Genomic DNA, 21,431 nt, shown 5'->3' with positions numbered 1-21,431 from the left:
TGATGCGGGTCTGGGCCATGTTGGTCCGAGCTAGCAGGGCTCCCCGGCCTGACCTGTGGAGCGCACGACGAGTATTGCCGGCATGTCGCCGGGGTGCCCGGGGCGCTCGAGGCGATTGAGGATCTCGAGCTCGTGCGGGACGACGGGGTGGGGCAGCGCGTCCAGCCGGAACCACCGCATGTCGGCGCACTTCTCCGGTTCAACGATGTGCGGGTCGCCCGACCAGTCGCGCACCTCGAAGAAGAAGTCCGCGCGCTGCTCTCGTTGCGGGCCGCCCACCTCGAAGCGGTGCAGCGTGGTCAGCGGATGCAGGTCCAGCTGGTCGACCCTCACCCCCGCCTCTTCCATCGCCTCGCGGGAGGCCGCCTCGGCGGCGGACTCGCCAGGATCGACGTGCCCGGCCAGGGTCGCCCAGTGGTCGTCGAGGTAGCCGGTACCTCGGCGGAGGTGGAGCAGCACCTCGTTCCCGCGCCTCAGGATGACGTAGGACGCGGCGACGAGCAGCGAGCGGTCGGGTAGTGAGAGTTCCGGGGTCACGGCGACACGGTAGGCCCGGCAGGTCCGACGACCCCGGTCGGCCCGGTCGGCCTTGACGGGCTCAGTCCCTCGAGAGCGGTCAGCTCGGTCGCGCGTGAACCGCATCGCGCAGGGTCGCGCAGGTAGCGATGCCCCGTCGGCGACTGCCACGTGGTGATGCCGATTGCCGGGTCGCGCGCCACTGCCCATCCGCCGTGGGTCTTGACCAGGTGGTGATGTCGGCACAGGGGATGGAGGTTGTCGGCCGTGGTCTGGTCGCCGGCTGGTCGGGCGGTGTCGAACGGTTCGATGTGGTCCAGGTCGCAGCGGACCGCGACGACGCGACACCCGGGGAAGGTGCACTCCCGGTCGCGATCGAGGATCGCGCCGGTGAGCTCGGCGCTCGGCCGGTAGGTCCGCGTCGCATGGGCGATCGGCTCGCCGGACCGCGCATCGATGAGCAACGGGCGCCACGTCGCGCGGTCGGCGATCGCGCGAGCCATCGGGGCGGGGATCGGACCGTAGCCGGCCAGCTCCGCCGGCTCGTTGTCCAGTCCGAGCAAGGAGGCGGCCGAGGCCGTGATGTCCAGGTGCGGGTAGCGGCGATGGCGCATCGGCAGGGGACCGTCCGGGCCGATGCCCGCATCGAGGTGCCGCGTCGCGAGATCGACCAGCGCGTCGGCCCGGCGGGCGCCCATGGACCGGTCGTCCGCCGGGTCGGCGGCATCTGCCAGTGCGGTGAGCGTCGTGTAGACGGCCACCGCATCCGGTGCGGGCAGCAGAGCGGTGAGCCAGGCCATGGCGTCCTGCGTGGGACTGATGCTGACGTAGCGATCTGCCCTGGCGCGCTCATGGCGGTCGTGTGCGCCTTCGGGGTCGCGACTGATCTCCAACCTGCGGAGCCTGGCCCGCAGCTGCGGCGCGGTCAACCCCTGCGCGTCGGGAAGGACCGCGTCGGTGGCGGTCGCGGCCACGTCGTCCGGCAGGTGCATGACCTCCTCGGTGACCACGACGGCCTTGCGGACGTCGAGGTCGCCACGGACGAGCGCGCCGGCCACGCCCGGCAGCCGTTCGAGGGCGATGGCGAGGCCGACCTTGCTCTCGCCGATCGCGCGGGTGGTGCCGAGCCGGGCTGAGAGCTCGTCGCCGAGAAAGCCGTCGCATCGCTGGGCCTCGCGTCGGCGGCGTAGCTCGGCGACGACGTGGGCCTGGCGGGCAGCGGCCCACGACATGACCCGCTCCCAGGCTGCGACAGCCTCAAGAAGCGCCGCATCGTCGATGTCTGCGGAGTCGAGGGATGCGACCAGCGCGGCCAGCTCGACGCCCGGCTCCTGACCTTCGAGGTGCGCGGCCAGCGGGTGGGTGTGGGCCCAGCCGCCCGGGCCGACAGTGCGCGGGCCGACAGTGCGCGGGCCGACAGCGCCGGGGCCGACAGCGCGCGGGCCGACAGCGCGCGGGCCGACAGTGCGCGGGCCGACAGTGCGCGGGCCGACAGCGCCGGGGCCGACAGCGCGCGGGTCCGGGCCGGTCGGTGCGCCAGGGTGATCGGACGGTTGATCGGTCGCCGGATCGGCCGGGCCTCCGGAGCTGCGGCCAGCAGGATGACCCGCCGGGCTGTCCGACACCCGATCGGAGGAGTCCGCGAGCACGCGGCCGGAGCTGTCCCCGATCGGCCGCCGGTCCGCCGCCTCTCGACCCGCCAGGAAGAGCTGCACGAGCCTGCCGAGCGTTGCCTCGAGGGGGCTCGGTCCGTCCGGGCCGACTGCCGACGACTCCGCGGCCGACGAGTCCGCGGCCGACGCCGCCACCGCGGTGGGTGCAGCTCTCAGAACCGCACCACCGCCCGGCGGCCGAGCGGGTCCCGAGGGGGACGATTCGAACATATGTATTGGGTATCTGCTTGAGTCAAGTGTGCAGGTCAGACGCTGTTTTCGGTGCCGCCGATGAGGCTAGTCAGGGGGTGGGGGTCGGTGGCGACGGCTTGTTGGAGCAGGCGGTAGAACAGCAGGCCGCGTGAGCGTGAGGAGCGACGGTTGAACCGGAAGGTGAACTCGTCGAGGTAGTAGTCCAGCTGGCGCTTGGAGATCCCGTGGTGCAGGGTCCCGGCGACCCAGCGTTTGAGCAGCGAGGCAACCAGGTGGACCCCGGGCAGGTACTCGTGGGCCGGCTCGACCGAGGAGATCAGGACCCGGTACTCGTGGGTGAAGCCCTGCTCGCCGAGCTGGCGCAGGTTGCGGGCGCCGTCGGTGCGGATGTGCGCGCCGGGGGCTATCACCCGGTGGGCGAAGTCCACGAGCTGGTTGGAGTTGCGTGCATCGGCCCTGGCCAGACGGATCCGGCCGATCTTGCGGCCCCCGGGGGTCTCGACCGCGACCATCACCGGGACCTTGGTGATCACCACGCTCGACGCCTTCTTCGCGCGCCCACCGACCATCGTCTCGTCCAGCTCGACGACCCCGGCCAGCAGCTCACGCTCGGGGCGGACCATCGCCCGGCGCAGCTTGTGCATCCACGCCCAGGCGGTCTCATAGGACCCGAACCCCAGGACCTGCTGCAACGTGCTGGCCGAGACCCCGTTCTTCGACGCGCAGACGAACCAGATCGCCGCGAACCACGTCGTCAACGGTGTGTGGGACCGGTGGAAGATCGTGCCCGCCGTGACCGACGTCTGACGCCCGCACCCCGAGCACATCCACATCCCCCGCCGGGCGGTGCGCCACGCCCGGTCCGACCCGCACCCCGGACACACGAACCCGCCCGGCCAGCGCAACCGGGCCAGGTACGCCAGGCAGTCCGCCTCCGTGGAGAACCACGCCACCAACTGCTGATGGGTGCGCGGGTAGTCCACCCCTGCCACCGGAATCCGCTCGTCCATACCCCAGAATCTACTGGACTCAAGCAGATACCCAATACGTATGTACACAGTAGGGGAGGGGTCCGACATCGGGGGGCGGGGGGCGAACGTCGCACCGACCCGGCGTCGGAATCGCGCCACTCCGGCCCCGGGCGTCGAACGGCCAGGGGTGTCGAACGGCCCGGGGCGTCGAGCGGCCCCGGGTGATGCGCGGTCAGACCCCGGTGAGCAGGCTCCGCAGTGCGCCTACCCGGGCGCGATCGGCCAGCCAACCGCGCGCACCGGGCGCCGCGCACGACGCCGACGCCACCTCGGCCGCGAACGCCAGGGCCGTCGGCCACCATGGAGCGGGATCCGGCAGGCCCCGCCCACCGCCACCCGCACCGCCATCCACAGCCCCGACACCGTGCACAGCGACCCACGCGCACAACGCACCGTGCAGGACGTCACCCGCGCCGAGAGTGTCCGCCACCCGCACCGCCGGGACCGCGATGGTCTCGATCGAGCCCGCTCGCAGGGCCTGGATCGGTCCGCCACCCTGCGACCGGGCCACGAACGACGGACCCGCGTCGGCCACGGCGAGCAGCGTCGCGAGCGCGTCAGCACGATCGAGGGCGCCCACGGGATCGAGCGCGCGCACGCCGCCGTCAGCCGCCGCGCCGCCGGGCGCGCCGTCAGCCACCGCACCGCCCGGCACCCCACCGCCCGGCACCCGGAAGTCCGCGGAGAGCACGGCCATGTTCACGACGCGGAGCAGCTGCTCGAGTCCTGGCTTCCACGACCCGCCGTCGAGCACGACGGGTACGCCGCGGTCACGCGCGGCCGAGGCGACCGCTACCGCGAGGTCAAGGTTGTGCCCGTCCACGAGCACCACGCCGACGTCGTCCAGCAGACGCTCGAGCTCCGCCCCGGACAGCCCAGCCCCAGCCCCAGCACCAGCCCCAACCCCAGCCCCAGCCCCAGCCCCAGCCCCAGCACCGAGCGTCGCATTGACCGACACGACCGCCCGCTGGCCCGTGGCCCGTGTCACCAGCACCGTCGACACCGCCGGCACTGCCGAGGCGCCCGCGCGGTCCGCGACCTCGACCCCGTGCTCGAGCAGGTCGGCGGCCACGGCACGCCCGAGCGCACCGCCGCCGATCCGGGTCACCAGCCGGGCGGGTGTCCCCAGCGCGACGCAGGTGACCGCGGCGTTGGCCGCCGGTCCGCCGGCACCGACCGACAGCCCGGTCGCGACGACCTTCTCGTCCGCCGACGGCACGTGCTCGACCGTCTGGACGACGTCCAGCGTGGTCAGTCCGCAGGCGAGCAGCAGGCCAGGGTGACGTGCCGGGACGACGTCGGGCATGCGGCGAGCCTAGGCGGGCGGCCGGCGCTACGGTGAACCTCATGACCTACGCCGAGGACCCGCGCACCGCCCCGTCGATCCGTTGGGGCATCCTCGGTCCAGGTGGCATCGCGGCCACCTTCGCCGAGGCCGTCAACCACCACACCCGGGCACAGCTCGTCGCCGTCGGCTCCCGCAGCCGCGACCGCGCGGAGCACTTCGCCGGGCACCACGGCATCCCGACGGTCCATGTCGGGTACGAGGCCCTGGTCGCCGACCCGCAGGTCGACGCCGTCTACGTGGCCTCTCCGCACTCCGAGCACCGCGCGCACGCCCTGCTGGCGATCGCGGCCGGCAAGCACGTGCTGGTCGAGAAGTCCTTCGCGCGCAACGCCGCCGAGGCCCAGGAGGTCGTCGACGCTGCCCGCGCGGCCGGGGTCTTCGTCATGGAGGCCATGTGGACGCGCTTCCTGCCGCACGTCCTGGCCCTGCGGTCCGTCATCGAACGGGGCGAGATCGGCGAGGTCGTCAGCCTCATCGCGGACCACGGCCAGTCCTTCGGGCACCTGCCGGCCACGCACCGTCTGCACAACCCCGAGCTGGCCGGCGGTGCGCTGCTCGACCTGGGCGTCTACCCGGTCTCGTTCGCGCACGACCTGCTGGGCGTCCCGGACACCGTGCACGCGACCGGCTCCCTGACGCCGACGGGTGTCGACGGGCAGATCAGCATGGTGCTGGGCTACGGCGAGCGCGTCCAGGCGTCGCTGCACACCACCCTGTGGTCGCACACGTCCACCACCGCGGTGATCGGCGGGACCGAGGGCCGGATCGAGGTCGCGTCCGACTTCTACCGGCCGACGACGTTCACCGTGATCCGCGACGACGGCTCGTGGTGGGGCTACGACCGCGAGATCGACGGCGGCTTCCAGTACCAGGCGGCCGAGGTCGCCCGGCGGGTCGCCGAGGGCGCGACCGAGAGCCCGCGGATGTCCTTGGACAACACCCTCGAGGTCATGCGCACGATGGACGAGGTCCGTCGGCAGGCCGGGGTGGTCTACCCCGGCGAGCAGCGGTAGGCGCCCGACGCCGGACCACCACGGCGACCACGTGTCGCCGGCGCCCGACCACCGCGGCGACCACGTGTCGCCCGGCCCGGCTAGCCTGACGCCGTGACCGAGTCGAGCCAGCCAGGTGTCTTCATCTCCTTCGAGGGTGGCGACGGCGTCGGCAAGTCGACCCAGCTGCGGCTGCTGGCCCAGTGGCTCTCGGCCGGTGGCCGGGAGGTCGTCACGACCCGCGAGCCGGGCGGCACCGTCCTCGGTTCCGCGCTGCGCGACGCCGTCCTGCACGGCGACCACGTGAGCGCGCGCACCGAGGCCCTGCTCTACGCGACCGACCGGGCGCACCACGTCGACACCGTGGTCCGGCCGGCCCTGGCGCGGGGCGCCGTCGTGCTCACCGATCGCTACCTCGACTCCTCCGTGGCCTACCAGGGCAACGGCCGGGACCTGGGTGCCGACGAGGTCGAGCGGCTCTCGTTGTGGGCGACCGAGGGTTTGCTGCCGCAGCTGACGGTGCTGCTCGACCTGGACCCGTCCGTCGGCCTGACCCGCCTGACCGGCGCGCCGGATCGTCTCGAGCGGGCCGGCTCCGACTTCCACGCCAGGACCCGGCAGGCCTTCCTCGACCGCGCAGCGACGGGCGGTCCGCGGTGGCTCGTGCTGGACGCATCAGGGACCGCCGAGGACCTCCAGGCGGCGATCCGCGGACGCGTCGCCGAGCTCCTCGACATCTCTGGGACCGCAGGGGGCACCGCATGAGCGTCTGGGACGACGTCGTCGGGCAGGCCGCCGCCGTGAACGTGCTCCGGGCCGCGACGCAGGACGTCGGGGCGATGACCCACGCGTGGCTGATCACCGGCCCGCCCGGCTCCGGCCGCTCCAACGCCGCCCGGGCGTTCGCCGCCGCGCTGCAGTGCGAGCAGGGCGGGTGCGGACACTGCCAGGCGTGCTCGACCGTGCTCGCCGGCACCCATGCCGACGTGACGGTCATCGCGACCGAGAAGGTCACGATCAGCATCGAGGAGGTGCGCGACCTGATCGGCCTCGCCCAGCGCTCGCCCTCCCAGGGCCGATGGCGCGTGATCGTGCTCGAGGATGCCGACCGGATGGTGGAGCGCACCTCGAACGTGCTGCTCAAGGCCATCGAGGAGCCGCCGCCCCGCACCGTCTGGCTGCTGTGCGCACCGAGCCCGCAGGACGTCGTCGTGACGATCCGCTCACGGTGCCGCGGCGTCGCGCTGCGCATCCCGCCGGTGGCCGACGTCGCGGCGCTGCTCGTCTCGCGGGACGGTGCGGACCCCGAGGTGGCCGACATCGCCGCCCGGGCCGCCCAGAGCCACATCGGCCTGGCACGCCGTCTGGCACGCGACCCGCAGGCGCGCGAGCGGCGGGCTCGGACGCTGCACCTGGCTGCCACGATCCGGGGCGTCGGCGACGCCGTGCTGGCCGCAGGCGACCTGGTCGAGGTCGCGTCGGCCGAGTCCAAGGCGGCGACCGAGGACCGTGACGCCGCCGAGAAGGCGGCGCTGCTGCACACCCTGGGCGCCGAGGCCGGCCAGACGCTGCCGCCGAGCCTGCGGGCGCAGGTCCGCCAGCTCGAGGACGACCAGAAGCGGCGCGCGACCCGTGCCCAGCGCGATGTGCTCGACCGCTCGCTGCTGGACCTGCTCTCGCTGTACCGCGACGTGCTCGTCGTGCAGCTCGGTGCCGAGGTGGACCTGGTCAACGCAGCCCAGGAGGACGACGTGCGCCGGCTGGCGGCCGACAGCTCGCCCGAGCAGACCATCCGCCGGATGGACGCGATCGGTGAGGCCCGCACGCGGCTGGCCGGCAACGTCGCGCCCCTGCTGGCGATCGAGGCCATGACTGTCGCCCTGCGGCCGCAGGGCTGAGGCTCGGCCTCGGAGCCGAGCCGACCGTAGGTGTCGCGATCCACACCCGATCCGCACACGTGTGGCACCGAGCACGGCGAGAGGTTCGTTACCGTTGCCCTGTGTCGAATGCCCGTAGGACCGCCCACCTCAGCACCGAGCCGTCGCGCACGCTAGCCCTGCGACTGGTCGCGATGAGTGCGCTCGTGGGCGTCGTGCTCGCGGGCTGTGTCGCCCCCAAGGAGCAGACCAAGCCCGATCGCACGTCGCCCGAGACGACCTCGGCCCCGGACGACCAGGCCGACGACCCGGTCGAGCAGGGTCCGGACCTCGCCGGCGCGGGGATCGACGCCTACTACGACCAGGCCATCGCGTGGAGCGACTGCGGCGACGGCTACGAGTGCGCGACCGTCCAGGCGCCCCTCGACTGGGACGTGCCGGAGACCGGTGCCATCGAGCTGGCCATCAAGAGGTCGGCCGCCACCGGCCCCGCCGGCGCGCGCGTCGGGTCGCTCCTGATCAACCCGGGTGGACCCGGTGGTTCCGGGATCGAGTTCCTCGACTCCGCGGTGAACGGGATGTTCGGGCAGAGCGTCCTCGACGCCTACGACATCGTGGCCTTCGACCCGCGCGGGGTCGGCGAGTCCTCCGCGGTCGACTGCGGGGACGACTCGGTCGTCGACGCGTTCTTCACCGCGGACCTCCCGATCGAGAGCCAGGCCGACGTCGAGGCCGCCCGCGAGGCGGTACGCGTCTTCGGTGAGGGGTGCCTCGCCGCCACCGGGCCGCTGCTCGGCGAGGTCGACACCGTCAGTGCGGCGCGGGACATGGACCTGCTCCGTGCGGTCCTCGGTGACGAGAAGCTCTACTACGCAGGCTTCTCCTACGGCACCTTCCTCGGTGCGACGTACGCCGGGCTGTACCCCGAGAACGTCGGACGGCTCCTCCTCGACGGGGCGCTCGACCCCTCGATGAGCAACGACGACCTCGTGATCGGCCAGGCCATCGGCTTCGAGAACGCGCTGCGTGCCTACGTCAAGGACTGCCAGGCCGGGGCCGACTGCCCGCTGACCGGTGGTGTCGACGCCGGCATGCAGCAGATCGCCGACCTCGTCGCGCGGATCGAGGCCAAGCCGATCGACGCCGGCGGCGACCTCAAGGTCAACGGGACGATGGCGTTCTACGGGATCGTCGTGACCCTGTACGACGACGGCTCGTGGACGTTCCTGACCCAGGCGCTCGACGAGGCGATCCGGGACAACATCGGCGAGATGTTGCTCTACCTCGCGAACTTCTACCTCGACCGCACGGACGACGGCGCGTACCTGTCGAACTCCATGATCGCGTTCAACTCGATCAACTGCCTCGACTACCCGATGCCCGTGCGTGACTACGACGAGCTCGCGGCGTTCGCTGCGGAGGTCGAGGCGGTTGCGCCGACCTTCGGCAAGGACTTCGGGCTCGCGATCGGCTGCGAGACCTGGCCCTTCCAGTCGACCGTCGAGCGTGAGCGGATCACGGCGCCGGGTGCCGAACCCATCCTGGTCGTCGGCACCACAGGTGACCCGGCGACGCCGTACGAATGGAGCGTCGCGCTCGCCGAACAGCTCGAGTCCGGGACCCTGCTGTCCTGGGAGGGCGAGGGCCACACCGCGTACGGGCGCGCCAACGACTGCCTCAACGACGCGGTCGACGCCTATCTCGTGCAGGGCGTGGTCCCGGCCGACGGCCTGGTCTGCTGACGCAGGCCAGGGCAGCCTGACGCAGGTCGGGGCCAAGACCCGCGCTCAGGCTCGGGCTCAGGTCGTCCCGACGACGCCGTCCTCGAGGGTCGCGTCGTCGAGGGCCGCGTCGGCGATGATCGCGAAGGTCTCGCCGGCCGGCCCACCGAGCACGGCGAGGCGTCCGTACTCCGAGTCCCACGGATCGGCGACGACGGTGCCGCCGTTCGCCGCAGCAGAGGCTGCGGCGTCGTCGGCATCAGCCACCTTGAAGTAGACCAGCCAACGCGGCTGGTCCCCGGCGGCACGCATGCTGTCCAGGGCGCCGAGGCCACCGGCCAGCTGGCCACCGACCGCGAAGGTCGCGTAGGAGAAGTCCGGCTCGGAGATGTCGTCGTAGGTCCAGCCGAAGACGGTCGCGTAGAAGCCCTTCGCCGCCTCGACGTCGTTCGTCAGCAGCTCGTTCCAGGCCATCGACCCGGGTTCGTCGGTCAGACCTGCCCCGGTGTGCTCGCCGGCCTGCCACAGGCAGAAGACGGCGCCGGTGGGGTCGAGCAGCCAGGCGAAGGAGCCCGTCGAGCCGACCGAGTCCGGCGGCACGAGGACCGTCGCGCCCGCGGCCACTGCGGCTGCCGTGGTGGCCTCGACGTCGTCGGTGGCCAGGTAGGTGGCCCATGCGGGTGCCGGACCCTCCTGCGGGGTGTCGTCGGCGCCGATACCGGCAGCGACGGCGCCGATGCCGGCCACGACGTGGCCGTCGCGCGTCGCCGACAGATACGTCAGGCCACCGGGCAGGGCCCGGGCCCCGGCCGGCGGGAACTCCCAGCCCAGGACGGCGCCGTAGAAGGTGGTGGCTGCCCCGAGGTCGGGAACCATCAGATCGACCCAGGTCGGCGTGCCGGTGGGGCGTGGCCCGGTGTGCACAGTCATCGCATGCTCCTCGGATGGTTCGCGGCCGGTTCGCGCGGTCAGCCCGAGTCTCATCGCGCGCGTCGGGAGCCGCAAGATGTCGTCGCTTTGGAGCCACGCCGGGCAATCGGTACAGTGGGCCCCGCTTGCCACGCGCCCGCCGGCGCGCGGCCGGCACCGCCGCCTTAGCTCAGTCGGTAGAGCGTCTCACTCGTAATGAGAAGGTCATCAGTTCGATTCTGATAGGCGGCTCCAGTAGGAAAAGGCCCTTGACCTGCATAAACGCGGGTCAGGGGCCCTTCTCGTTCGCTGGCCGGGCACGGTCCGTGGCATGCATGTGGGCAGCACGGAGGCCAGTGCCTGGCGCTTGGAGTCAGCCAGGTGGCGGAATCGTCGCGCATCCGATGTCGCCACACTCGGGGAGCGCCGACGTTCGTGTGTTCGCGAGGTAGGTGACGTAGTCGACGACGGTGCTCGTGGAGCCGAGGATCCACGGTCCGTGGAGGATGTTCTCCATTGCGAGGAGCTCGCCGGTCGCCCCAGCGGCGAGAGCGTGAGCCGGGCCCAAGCCCTCGCGGGCCAAGGGGTGAGCCCCTTGAGCTGAGCACCCCGGCTGTGATGGTCAGCACTGGGCAGAACTCAATGGCCCTTGACAACGGCTCTCGGCCGGCGCACCCCAGTGCTCGGTGGTGTCACGTCGGGCTCGTTCTGGACACGTGGTTGGTATGTCCTGGTCGGGGGTGAGTCAGCAGTGCGCCGGTGACGAGGTCGAGGACTTCTTGGTCGGTCATGTTGTCTGCTCTGGCTGCCGCGACGAGGTGCAGCGTCGCGGTGCCGACGTCGGGGTGGTGTGCCGGTCCGCGTTGGGCGATCACCGTCCCATGGCGTCGACGGGTGGTGAGCAGGCCGGCGACTTCCAGCTCGCGGTAGGCCCGGGCGATGGTGCCGGCCGCGATGCCGAGGTCGGCGGCCAGGACTCTGACGGTGGGCAGCCGGTCGCCGGGGCGCAGAGCCCCGGCGGCGAGGCCGGCCGTGATCTGCGCCCTGATCTGCTCGTAGTGCGGGATCGGACTGCTCAGGTCGATCCGCAGCGTGTGGCTCACGCGGCCATTTCCGTGTGCGCGCGCGCGAGGCCCGGCGCCCGGTGGGCGCGGAAGTCGCGGCCGGGGAGTGCCATGACGACGATGCCGCCGACGGCGGCCATCCAGGCGAGCACCAGGCAGGTGCCCGCGAGCAGGTCCGAGGGCGACGTGCCTCTGGCGATGGCTTGGTGGGCGACCCAGAGCACTCCGGACGTGGTCATTGCCAGCGGGGCTTGCCCGCCGCGCAGGACGCGGCGGGCGGATCGGCGGCGCAGGGCCATGTCCCAGTCGGCGGGGATGTCGGTCAGGGCGGGTCGCAACGTGATCAGCCGAAGCACCAACTCCGTGGAAAGCAGCATCGCGGCGGTCCCGATGAGCAGCGGCACGCCGTACCACCACCCTGGGAACGGCCCGACCTCATAGGCCCGCCCGGCTCCGACGAGGGCGCCCGCAGGCACCGTCGCGGCGATGGTTCGCGGGCCGTAGGCCATGGCGCCGAACGCGACCAGCGCGACCGTCAGCAGGCTGGCCCACGCCCAGGGCGCCGCGCGCAGCCAGCTGGGTGCGACGTCGCCGGTGTCTCGCACGGCGAGTCGAGCCACGCGAACCTCACCGCGTGGGCGCGGCCAGGTGAGCTCCCCGGCGGTGTGCACCGCGAGGAAGACGATGCCTGCGGCGCAGGGGATGAGCGCTATCGTCCGACCTCCCAGGTTGAGATTGCCCATCATCACCCCGATCGCACCCACCACGAGGCCCCCGATCAGGCTCGCCCACCCGACTGCTGCGGTGAGTGCCGCATGCCGGTTCGCGGCACCCGCGGAGGCGGCCGGCAAGGGCGTGCGTCGTCGGTCCCAGACCAGCACCGCCACGCCGAGCAGCGCCACGACGACAAGCGCGATCACAGTCGGCAGAACCATTGCGAGCCTCTCGGAGAGCATTGAGCATGTTCTATGTACAATGTACTCTCCCGGCCATCGCGGTCAACCCCCGCCCCGACGTGCCTTCGTGGCCACCGACCCGAGCCCGAACGCCACCATCGACTCAGCCGGTTCGTACCGAATCCCGGAAGACTGCTCCGAAAGTGGTCCGTTCACGATGGAACGTCGTGGTGGGGTGGTGCGTGTTAGGAGCGTGAATGTGTTCAGGTCGGAGCTGTCGACGAGCGAGCAGGGGACGCCCGTGGTCGGCGACGACGTCGAGATCGTCCTGGCGGATGGCGAGAGCTTCGAGCGGGAGTTCGTGGACTTCGTCCGGTCGGCGAAGGATCCGCTGTACCGCATGGCCTACCTGCTCAGTGGCGATCCGCATCGCGCAGAAGACCTCGTACAGCAGACCTTCGAACGGACCTGGCGCTCTTGGCGCTCGGCGCGACGCGGTGACCCACTGGCGTGGTCGCGGCGGATCCTGGCGAACCTGCGGATCGACAACTGGCGGCGCACCAGGCGGGAAGTGCTGACCGGCACGGACCCGCAGGTTCACGCCGCCAACAGCGGTGAGCGCGCCGTCGATGGGCGCGACCTGGTGGTGCGGGCCCTGCTGACGCTGCCGATCAAGCAGCGCCGGGTGGTGGTGCTACGTCACCTGCTCGACCTGAGCGAAGCAGACGTTGCGGCCGAGCTGGGCCTGCCGGTCGGCACCGTGAAGTCGACCGCCTCGCGGGCACTGGCTCGGCTGAGAGAAACCATGGACACGGCGGGAGGGGAGACACGGTGAGTACTGACACCGATCGGTTCGTCGGAGAACTCCGGCAGCGCCTGAGCCTTGACGACCTGCACTCCGGTCTGAACCCGGAGGTCGTGCTGACCGGCAGCCGGCGCGCACGGCGCCGTCGTACGACCGTCTCCTCGCTCGTGGCTGCGGCGTCTCTCGCGGCAGTGGTGCTCGCGGGTCCGCCCCTGCTGGACCTGGGGCACCGGATGGCCGCGGCCGCGCGTGAGGCCCGCATGGCGCAGGTCGACGGGGTCGTCCACGACCTCGGAGCGCCGTTGCACGTGGCCTGGCAGGCTGACGGGCAACTCGCGGGTGTGTCCACGCCGAGCGGGACGATCCTGCTCGAGGGCGCTGACGGGTACACAGCCCTGGATCCGAAGACCGGCGATGCGCGTTGGACGGTCAGTGTCGATACCGCTCGTTGGTGGTGCAGGCTGTCGGCTCCCGATTCGCGGGTCATGCTCGGCGCCTCGCGGGTCATGCCCGGCGCCGCCAGCGGCGACGGGCCGGAACGGGCCCTGTGCGCTGACACGGCGGCGGGTACGCTGCAGGTGCGCGATATCGCCTCCGGCGACGTGCTGACAACCGTCACCGTGGACTGGCCACAATGGCAGGCTCACATGATCGACGCGGACGTCATCGCGGGCGGGGTCGACGACCAGGGCCGTGTCGTCGCGCGCCGGTGGGACGCCGAGACGGGTGCCGTGGTCTGGAGCTACCGCGGTCACGTGCCGATGCCCGGCGCCGACCAGGGCGTCGGGATGGTGGTCCAGCTCGCGGCAGTGCAGCTCGTCTCGGACTCCGCCTCGGTACGCCTGGACATCGCCAGCGGTGCCGAGGTCTCGCCGGGCACCTCGATGGACCTCTGGTCGGCCGCGCTCGCCGGCGGGGTGACCGTCATCCAGGAGGGCTCCGAACCGCCCGGCACCTACGTCGTGCGAGTCGTGGCAGCTGACGGCACAGCGTTGCTGACGACCCCGGGGATCCTCCGCACGCCCCAGGTCGACGACGGGAGCGTGCCGGGCCTGCTCCTGGTGGAGAACGCCCCGCAAGACAGCACCGTGCGGGCCATCGACGTCCAGACCGGGAACGAACTATGGTCCCGGACCGGAACTCCCGTCGCGATCATCGATGGACGGCTGGTCACATGGAACAACAGCGGCGACCTCAACGTCCTCGACGCGCGTACCGGCGACGTCATCTGGCGCCAGCAGGTTCACGTGCCGGACGGCGGGGCGGTGACACCCCTCACCGACGGCGAGAACATCATCACCATCGAGAGCAACTCCGGACAGACGAACCTGGTCGCGCGCACCCTCACGACCGGGGCGCTTTCCTGGGCCGAACCCTGGGACCCCGCCGACGGGACCAGCCAGTACGCGTTGCCGACCGGGACCGCGCTCGCGGTCGGGTCGAGTCGCCTCACGGGGCTAGCACCGTAGACCTGGCTCCACTCAGAGCGGCAAGCCGGGTCCGTGTCGGGTCCGCGCAGACCCCGGAACCTTCGCATCGGCGGCACTCCTGGCGGGTATTGCCGCAGGGGCCAAAAGCGAAGCGGCGGATTCCAGCGGTCGACGCAACACGGCCTATGTCGAGATGAGCGTAGCGAGGCGGGCGGTGGGGGTGTCCCAGCCGAGTGTCTTGCGTGGTCGGGTGTTGAGCTCGGCGGCCACGAGTTCCAGATGCGAGGCGGGGTGCACGGACAGGTCGGAGCCCTTGGGGAACCAGTCGCGCAGCAGCCCGTTGGTGTTCTCGTTCGTTGGTCTCTGCCACGGGGAGTGCGGGTCAGCGAAGTAGACCGGCAGGTCCAGGACCGTGGTGATCTTCTCGTGCAACGCCATCTCGCTGCCCTGGTCCCACGTCAGGGTCCGGCGCAGGTGCGCCGGCAGCTGGGCGAGTGCCGCGACGACGGCCTCACGCACCGGTTCGGCGCCGTGGAACCGGCCCGGCAGGTGACCCAGGAGCGTGAACCGGGTGGTGCGCTCGACGAGCGTGACGATCGCTGACTTGTTGGCGGACCCGACGATCAGGTCACCTTCCCAATGGCCGGGCTCGACCCGCTCGAGCACCGTCGCGGGCCGATGACTGATCGAGACCATCTGCCCCATCGACCGCGGTCGGCGGGCCTGAGCATGGCGGCGTGCGACACGCTGACGGCGTCGGCGGCGCAGCACCCGCCCGGGCAGCTCACGCGGCAGGCCGCCGAGGTCGGGGCGGTAGACGGCCTGGTAGATCGTCTCGGTGCACACCCACCGCGACGGGTCGTCGGGGAAGACCACGCGCAGCTCGTGCGCGATCTGCTCCGGGCTCCAGTGCGCCTTGAGCTTGCAGGTCACGTACTCGCACAGCTGCTCATCGCCGGCCAGACGCGAGCGGCGCGGGCGAGCCAGTGCCTTGAGCGCCTGCCGGTGCGCCTCGAACGGCCGGTAGGACCCGTCCTCTCGGGCGTGGCGGCGCAGCTCGCGGCTGACCGTCGAAGGCGCCCGACCCAGCCGTGCCGCGACCTGCCGGACCGAGAGCCCCTCGCGGCGCAGGTCGGCGATCCTGATCCGTTCGTCCTGGGACAAGCAGCGGACCGAGGGCTCAGGCCGGGAGCGTGTTGCGATCACCGGCGCATACTCCAGCACCCGCCCGCTGGAAGAGACGACCTTGCGTCCGTTGCGCCACCGCTTGCCCGTGCGCGGGTTGATCCCCACGATCCTCGACGCCTGCGCCGAGGACTCACCCCTGGCAATCAGCGCCGCGAACATCTCCCGCTTCGCCCCGTCCGGCTCCCGACCAGGCTTGCCTCGACCAGCCACTTCGACACCTCAATCACCTCAAGGTGTTGCGTCGTTCGCTGGAATCCGCCAGCGGATGCCTTCAGTCGCGATTGACGGTTCCGTTCCCATGGGACTCCCCTGCATCGGATGGGCTCGCCGGACGTAACTGTGGCACGCCCCGGGGAGGCTGGATCGCTACCCCGCCGGTGTGGTGCCCGCGCGCAGGGGCGAGGCGCGGTCCCCGAGTCTCACGGGCTCTCGGCGTTCCAACTGACCACGGTGGTCAGCGCGGTGCCCTGGAGGTCGGGCAGTGTCCGCCAAGCGATCATGTCTCCGGCGCACTTGACCTCGGAGTAGTTCAGCGGCACATCGACGCGGGCGAGGTCGCTGCTGGGTACGTCCAGGACGTACACAGGTTCGTCCCCGGCGCCCGAGCCGTCCGCGGAGGTCATCACCAGGCGGTCCCCACACAACGCCAGCGCCGGCAGGAAGGCCGAGTCGGGCGTCGCGACAGCGGTGACCGCCCCGGCCACGGGGTCCACGACGTACACCGTGCCCCCGGTCACGCCGGGGCCGATGGCAACGAACGCGATGCGCTCCCGATCGGCCACCAGGGACACGATCGTCACACCCTGGTCACCGGCGACGACCAGGACCGGCAAGCTGCCGCCGGCCCCATCGACGATCTCGACCGTCGCCGTCCCGCCCGCCAATGTCGGGTCGTCCCGCAACGTCCGGGCGACATACAGGCCATGGTCGTTGACTGCCGGCTGAGCCACCCCTTGGGCCTCGACGGTCAGCGAGCCAGAACCGTCAGCGGGCCGGGACATGACCTGCATGTGGAACGAGGCGCCATCTGCTGCGCTCGGTGCAGGCGTTGCCCAATAGACCCGTCCGTCGTGAACCAGCGGTGCCACGTCCCCGGTGAGGATCGGCATCCGCCCGGGGTACACCTCCTCCGATGCGGCGACCAGCACGGGCTCGCCGCCGTCCTCGCGGGCGAAGATCCGCCAGTTCGAGGAGTCCAGTGCGATGCTGGCGGTCTCAGCCCAGGTGACGGTCCCCTCGTCTTCGGTTGCGGCGAAGATCTGGCGTGGGTTGTCGTCAGGAATCAGGTCCGCGGTGCTGGGCCACCGAACGAACTCGCCGTCGTAGGTTCCGAGCTGCGAGGACTTCAGAATGACATCCCCGCCGTCGTACTGGCCTTCGGGGATCATCACGCTGACCAGGTCACCGCCGGGGGTCAATGCCAACGTGAACATGTTCAGCCCAGCGGGCGTCTGCAGCACCGGGTCGTAGTCGACCCCCTCCACAGCAGAACGCGCGGCGGCGACGTCAACGGCGGTCGGGTCGACCGGCGTCCCGTCCGCCCAGGACACGGCGATCGGGCCCGCGTCCGGCTGGTCCAGACGGGTGATGCCCGCGTTCGCCCGGTCGTCCGGAGAAGGCTCGGGACCTGGACCAGCGGAGTCGGTGCACCCCGCGGTGGCCAGCACGACCAAGGTCACGCCGACGACCGCGGCTCCGGAAAGGACTCGCATCAGTACATGATCCCGTTGGTCTGCGGGTACGTGTTGGTGAAGGACGTCGTGTTCGTCGAGAACGTCTCCTGCGCCCCGGAGTAGTACGACGTCGAGGGGTCCGCCCACAGGGTCGTCGCGCCGGCGCTGGCGTAGCTCAGGCGCGCCAGCACGAGTGGCTGATAGGAGGAGGTGGAGGAAGCCCGACCAGCTTCGGCCGGCGTGGCCTGCATATGGCATGCAGAATCGCTGCAGCCCTAGCGCTGAGCACGCCAACCGCGCCCCTTGCACCCCATGCACAGCGCAAACCTCCTGGTCAGCGCGTTGTGCGCGTCACTCGCAACGAGAAGGTCATCAGTTCGATTCTGATAGGCGGCTCCAGCTCGAAGGCTCGACACGAGCGGCCGGTCCGGCGGTTCTGTCCGGTCGGTTCGGTTCGGTCCGGCCCGCGGCGCATCGGCGCGACTCGTGCTCACCGGACCTGCACGCCCCTGCACAGAACCTGCACGGGATCCACCGCTGAAGAGGCGGACACGGTTGCGCGCCGGTCCTAGCGTGACGATCGTGACCGATCATGACGGACCCCCGCCTCCGCTGCCTTCCCCGTCATCGTCCACGTCGTCGTCAGCGTCGACGGCCGCACCGCTGCCGGTCCCTGCGCTCGCCGACGTCCCGCTCGTCGCGCCGTCCGCCTGGCAGGCTCCCGCGCCATCGGCCGCGCTCCCGCGCACGGGGCCGACGACGGCGCTGGCGCCCCGCGAGCGGAGCCCGTTCGCGCGGTCGCTGACGGCGTTCTGGGGTGAGCGTCACCGGACCGTGCCGACCGGGGTGCTCGTCACCGTCGTGGTGGCGGGTGTTGCGGGCGGCGGGCTGGTGGTCGGGCACCGGCTGGGACTCGGCGCCGCGCTCGTCGGTCTGCTGGCCTGGGCCGCCGCCGTGCCGGCGCTGGTCCGCCGGCGTGCGGTCGGGGACCTCGTGACTGCGGCGCTGTCGGTCGCGCTGCTCGGGGTCGTCGCCGTCAGTGACGCCGACTGGGTCGTCGCGCTGTGCCTGGCGACCGCGGCGTGGGCCGGCGCGGTCGCTGCGACGTCGGCGCGCTCGGCGCCCGCCGTGGCACTCAGCGGGATCAGCTGGGCGTTCGGCGTCGTGCGCGCGCTGCCGTGGCTGACCCGGGCTGCCGGGACGCTCGCCGGATCGCGCCGTGGCCAGCTGCTCGTCGCCCTGCGCAGCGTCGCGGTGACCGGCGTCCTGCTGGTGGTCTTCGGACTGCTGTTCGCCAGCGCCGACCGGGTCTTCGCCAGCTACCTGCCACGGCTCGACGCCGATCTGCTCCCCGCCCAGACCGTGATCGGCATCCTGGTCGCCCTCACCGCCGCGACGCTGGCCCACCTGGCGCTAGCCCCGCCGGGATGGTCGAGCCTCACCGTCCGCGCCGGCCGACCCGCTCGCCGTGGGGAGTGGCTGCTGCCGATCCTGGCCCTCGACGCGATGGTGCTGGGCTTCGTCCTCGTGCAGATCGGGGCGCTGCTCGGTGGGCACCGGCACGTGCTCGAGACCGCTGGCCTGAGCTATGCCGAGTACGCGCGGGAGGGTTTCGCGCAGCTGGTGGCAGTGACCGCCCTGACTCTCCTCGTGGTGGCGGTCGCCGTCCGGCGGGCACCTCGCGTGACCGACACCGACCGGGCGATCTCGCGCGCTGCGCTGGTGGTCCTGTGCGTCGGGACGCTCGGTGTCGTCGCCTCGGCGCTGCGCCGGATGGACCTGTACGTCGAGGCGTTCGGGCTGACCCGGTTGCGGCTGTACGTCGTCGCGGTCGAGGTCGTCCTCGCTGCGATCCTCGTCCTGGTGATGGTCGCGGGCGTGCGCTGGCGCGGCAGCTGGCTGCCGCGGGCCGTGGTGCAGGTCGTCGCGGTGGCGATGCTCGGCCTGGCCGTGGTCAACCCGGACGCGCTGATCGTGCGGCACAACACCACGGCCGACCTCGACGTCGCGCTGGACGTCTCCTACCTGCAAGGTCTCTCGGCCGACGCCGTTCCGGCGATGGACGACCTCGAGGAGCCGCTGAGGTCCTGCCTGCTCGCATCCGTCGACGTCGGGCCGTCGGAGGGTCTGGCGGACTGGAACCTCGGCCGGTCCCGTGCCGCAGGCGTGCTGGCCGAGGCATCCGTCGCCGCCGACGTCGCGACGGCCTGCCCGCAGGTCTACCAGGACCGCTGAGCGCTGACCGCTGAGCGCTGCCAGGACCACTGAGCGCTACCGGCGGCCCTGAGCCCCGTCCGCGCGGGTCTGCCGAGACCGGGAACGAACGACCTGCCTCGGACGCTTGACCGGTACAGAGATCCGAGTTACTGTAGCGGTACAGAAGATCGAGACCGACAAGGAGAGCACCATGGATTCCGTCCACCTCGCCCTGCTCCTGTCGCGCGCAGCCGTGACGCAGGAGGCCGACAGCGCCCGGCCCTGGGCGCCCGTCGTGCCGTCACGCCCACGGCACGGACCGTATGCCCGCCGCACCCGTCGCGCCCTCGCCTCGGCCCTGCACCGGGTCGCCGACGCGGTCACACCGACACCGGCACGCGACATCTGCAGCCCGGCTCACTGACCGGCTGCGGGCACTCGCGACGAGGCACGGCGTGACACCGGCACCCGCGCCCACGGCCTACCCTGTCCCGCATGGAGCAGAACAGGGTGGCGTCGTGGCGCGGGTGACCCTGCAGACGATCGCCGACAAGGTCGGCGTCAGCCGCATGACGGTCTCGAACGCGTTCTCCAAGCCCGACCAGCTCTCGGCCGAGCTGCGCCGCACGATCCTCGCGGCAGCCGAGGAGGTCGGCTACGTCGGCCCGGACCCGTCCGCGCGCGCCCTGGCCCGCGGCACCACCGGCGCCGTCGGCGTCCTGCTCACCGACTCCGTCGGGTCGGCGTTCTCCGACCCGATCGCCGCAGGGTTCTTCGGGTCCGTCGCCGAGGAGCTCGCGCCCACCGGGCTGGCCCTGTCGCTGCTGCCGTCGTCGTCGGGCGAGACCATCCCGGCCCGGGACATCCCGATGGACGGCGCCCTGGTCTATGCGTGCGCTGCCGACACGACGGCGATCGACTGGCTGGTCCGGCGGCGCCTCCCGCTGGTCTTCGTCGACCAGCCGCCGGTGCCGGGCAGTGCGAGCGTGCTGCTCGACGACCGCGTCGGATCCCGCGCAGCCGCCAAGCACGTGCTCGACCTCGGACACCGCAGCATCGCGCTGTTAGCGTTCGCAGACGGGCGCCGTGGTGTCGTGGCCGACCCTGCGGACGCCGGCACCGGCTACGTCTCGCGGGAGCGGGTCATGGGCTGGCTCGACGTGCTCGCTGTCGACGGCGTCCGGATCACCGCTGTCGACCTGCCGGTCAACTCCGAGCAGGAGGCCTACGCCGCCGCTCGCCTGGTGCTCGATGCGCCCGAGCACCCGACGGCCGTGCTGTGCTTCTCCGACGTCATCGCCTGGGGCGTGCTGCACGCCGCGCAGGACCTCGGCCTGCAGGTGCCCGACGACGTGTCGGTCGTCGGCTTCGACGACAGTGCACTGGCCGGCAGGGTGCGTCCGGCGCTGACGACCGTGCGGCAGGACCTCGCGGCCAAGGGTCGCGCGGCCGCGCTGGCCCTGACGACGGCGATCGAGCGCGCCCGGACCGGCTCGCTCGCCGAGCCGGAGCACATCGTCGTGCCGACCGAGCTCGTCGTGCGGGAGTCCACCGGCCCGGCACCCGACCGCAGCGCCCTGCGGCCGTAGCGTCGCGCGGTGTCCTCCTACCGGATCAGCCTGACGATCGGGCTCCTGAGGCCCGGCGTCGAACCGGCCGCCGTCCTGCCGGCGGCCGCCGCCGCCGCGCGCGAGCGCACGATCGTCGAGGCGTACGACGTCGCGGTCGTCCGCGGCGAGGCCCGGGTCACGGTGCGCTTCACGGCAGACCACAACGACGACGCCCTCGACATCGCGCGGCGCGTCCGGGCGACAGTCACGACCCTCGCGGACGTCAGCGCGCCGAGCCTCAGCCGTCGCTACGGAGCACGCTGGCACCGCCTCGTCGCATTCGCACCGTCGTACTGACCTCGGGCCCGAT

At 71.9% G+C, this 21,431-nt stretch carries 20 protein-coding genes and 1 tRNA gene; 11 read left to right on the top strand and 10 right to left on the bottom strand.

Annotated elements, in window-relative coordinates; translation table 11 throughout:
• Nucleotides 1-30 precede the first annotated feature (30 nt).
• From K415_RS0103980 to K415_RS0103965, 4 genes are all read right to left on the bottom strand, one after another.
• On the bottom strand, nt 31-537 hold the full coding sequence (locus tag K415_RS0103980; protein WP_024285811.1) for an NUDIX domain-containing protein: 507 nt from the start codon (nt 535-537) through the stop codon (nt 31-33).
• The gene (locus K415_RS22465; protein WP_024285810.1) at nt 534-2,324 is read right to left on the bottom strand and encodes an HNH endonuclease signature motif containing protein; all 1,791 of its coding nucleotides are present in this window, start codon (nt 2,322-2,324) and stop codon (nt 534-536) included. Before K415_RS22465 ends, K415_RS0103980 begins: the two co-directional genes overlap by 4 nt.
• 110 nt (nt 2,325-2,434) lie before the next feature.
• Nucleotides 2,435-3,373, bottom strand: a complete 939-nt coding sequence (locus tag K415_RS0103970) for an IS1595 family transposase (protein WP_024285365.1) — start codon at nt 3,371-3,373, stop codon at nt 2,435-2,437.
• Nucleotides 3,374-3,584: 211 nt separating this feature from the next.
• Entirely contained in the window at nt 3,585-4,718 is a 1,134-nt protein-coding gene (locus tag K415_RS0103965; protein WP_024285809.1) for a PfkB family carbohydrate kinase, read from the bottom strand.
• A 41-nt stretch (nt 4,719-4,759) separates the two neighbouring features.
• On the opposite strand from K415_RS0103965, the gene K415_RS0103960 reads away from it, so the two are divergent.
• The 4 genes from K415_RS0103960 (at nt 4,760) to K415_RS0103945 (ending at nt 9,371) form a co-directional block, all read left to right on the top strand.
• Entirely contained in the window at nt 4,760-5,773 is a 1,014-nt protein-coding gene (locus K415_RS0103960; RefSeq protein WP_024285808.1) for a Gfo/Idh/MocA family protein, read from the top strand.
• Between the two features lie 93 nt (nt 5,774-5,866).
• Nucleotides 5,867-6,517: a dTMP kinase gene (tmk, locus tag K415_RS0103955; RefSeq protein WP_024285807.1), complete on the top strand. Its 651-nt coding sequence runs from the start codon at nt 5,867-5,869 to the stop codon at nt 6,515-6,517.
• Entirely contained in the window at nt 6,514-7,650 is a 1,137-nt protein-coding gene (locus K415_RS0103950) for a DNA polymerase III subunit delta' (protein WP_024285806.1), read from the top strand. Before tmk ends, K415_RS0103950 begins: the two co-directional genes overlap by 4 nt.
• A 101-nt stretch (nt 7,651-7,751) precedes the next feature.
• Nucleotides 7,752-9,371, top strand: coding sequence for an alpha/beta hydrolase (locus K415_RS0103945; protein WP_231494816.1), 1,620 nt, complete (start codon nt 7,752-7,754; stop codon nt 9,369-9,371).
• Between the two features lie 57 nt (nt 9,372-9,428).
• Here the strand turns inward: K415_RS0103945 and K415_RS0103940 are convergent, their stop codons facing one another.
• Nucleotides 9,429-10,280, bottom strand: coding sequence for a VOC family protein (locus tag K415_RS0103940; protein ID WP_024285804.1), 852 nt, complete (start codon nt 10,278-10,280; stop codon nt 9,429-9,431).
• Nucleotides 10,281-10,438: 158 nt separating this feature from the next.
• On the opposite strand from K415_RS0103940, the gene K415_RS0103935 reads away from it, so the two are divergent.
• Nucleotides 10,439-10,514: transfer RNA gene (locus tag K415_RS0103935), tRNA-Thr, on the top strand.
• 437 nt (nt 10,515-10,951) lie between these two features.
• Here the strand turns inward: K415_RS0103935 and K415_RS0103925 are convergent.
• Both K415_RS0103925 and K415_RS0103920 read right to left on the bottom strand, forming a co-directional pair.
• On the bottom strand, nt 10,952-11,362 hold the full coding sequence (locus tag K415_RS0103925) for a GntR family transcriptional regulator (protein ID WP_024285803.1): 411 nt from the start codon (nt 11,360-11,362) through the stop codon (nt 10,952-10,954).
• Nucleotides 11,359-12,258, bottom strand: a complete 900-nt coding sequence (locus tag K415_RS0103920) for a hypothetical protein (RefSeq protein ID WP_034661014.1) — start codon at nt 12,256-12,258, stop codon at nt 11,359-11,361. The genes K415_RS0103925 and K415_RS0103920 overlap by 4 nt, the downstream gene beginning before the upstream one ends.
• A gap of 88 nt (nt 12,259-12,346) precedes the next feature.
• Here K415_RS0103920 and K415_RS0103915 point away from each other — a divergent pair, with 88 nt between their 5' ends.
• Nucleotides 12,347-13,054 carry a SigE family RNA polymerase sigma factor gene (locus K415_RS0103915; protein ID WP_231494815.1) on the top strand — a complete coding sequence of 236 codons (708 nt, stop codon included), beginning with the start codon at nt 12,347-12,349 and terminating at the stop codon, nt 13,052-13,054.
• Nucleotides 13,051-14,493, top strand: coding sequence for a PQQ-binding-like beta-propeller repeat protein (locus K415_RS0103910; RefSeq protein WP_024285800.1), 1,443 nt, complete (start codon nt 13,051-13,053; stop codon nt 14,491-14,493). Before K415_RS0103915 ends, K415_RS0103910 begins: the two co-directional genes overlap by 4 nt.
• Nucleotides 14,494-14,637: 144 nt before the next feature.
• Here K415_RS0103910 and K415_RS0103905 read toward each other — a convergent pair whose 3' ends face one another.
• The 3 genes from K415_RS0103905 to K415_RS23805 all read right to left on the bottom strand — a co-directional run bounded on the left by K415_RS0103905 (nt 14,638) and on the right by K415_RS23805 (nt 17,506).
• A complete protein-coding gene (locus K415_RS0103905; RefSeq protein ID WP_231494966.1) occupies nt 14,638-15,801 on the bottom strand; it encodes an IS30 family transposase in 1,164 nt (387 codons plus the stop codon).
• Nucleotides 15,802-16,061: 260 nt separating this feature from the next.
• Nucleotides 16,062-17,354, bottom strand: a complete 1,293-nt coding sequence (locus K415_RS21365; RefSeq protein ID WP_155859352.1) for a hypothetical protein — start codon at nt 17,352-17,354, stop codon at nt 16,062-16,064.
• A complete protein-coding gene (locus K415_RS23805; RefSeq protein ID WP_155859351.1) occupies nt 17,354-17,506 on the bottom strand; it encodes a hypothetical protein in 153 nt (50 codons plus the stop codon). The genes K415_RS21365 and K415_RS23805 overlap by 1 nt, the downstream gene beginning before the upstream one ends.
• Nucleotides 17,507-17,897: 391 nt before the next feature.
• Here K415_RS23805 and K415_RS0103890 point away from each other — a divergent pair, with 391 nt between their 5' ends.
• The 4 genes from K415_RS0103890 to K415_RS0103875 all read left to right on the top strand — a co-directional run bounded on the left by K415_RS0103890 (nt 17,898) and on the right by K415_RS0103875 (nt 21,418).
• The gene (locus K415_RS0103890; protein WP_081785172.1) at nt 17,898-19,550 is read left to right on the top strand and encodes a DUF4153 domain-containing protein; all 1,653 of its coding nucleotides are present in this window, start codon (nt 17,898-17,900) and stop codon (nt 19,548-19,550) included.
• Between the two features lie 172 nt (nt 19,551-19,722).
• Entirely contained in the window at nt 19,723-19,935 is a 213-nt protein-coding gene (locus K415_RS0103885; RefSeq protein WP_024285796.1) for a hypothetical protein, read from the top strand.
• A 94-nt stretch (nt 19,936-20,029) separates the two neighbouring features.
• Entirely contained in the window at nt 20,030-21,100 is a 1,071-nt protein-coding gene (locus tag K415_RS0103880; RefSeq protein WP_024285795.1) for a LacI family DNA-binding transcriptional regulator, read from the top strand.
• Between the two features lie 9 nt (nt 21,101-21,109).
• The gene (locus tag K415_RS0103875) at nt 21,110-21,418 is read left to right on the top strand and encodes a hypothetical protein (protein ID WP_024285794.1); all 309 of its coding nucleotides are present in this window, start codon (nt 21,110-21,112) and stop codon (nt 21,416-21,418) included.
• Nucleotides 21,419-21,431: the final 13 nt, after the last annotated feature.

Origin of the sequence: Cellulomonas sp. KRMCY2 (assembly GCF_000526515.1) — a bacterium.
Classification (GTDB): Bacteria; Actinomycetota; Actinomycetes; order Actinomycetales; family Cellulomonadaceae; genus Actinotalea.
Note: the sequence above shows the minus strand (reverse complement) of the source record. Positions and strands in the feature narration are given on the sequence as shown.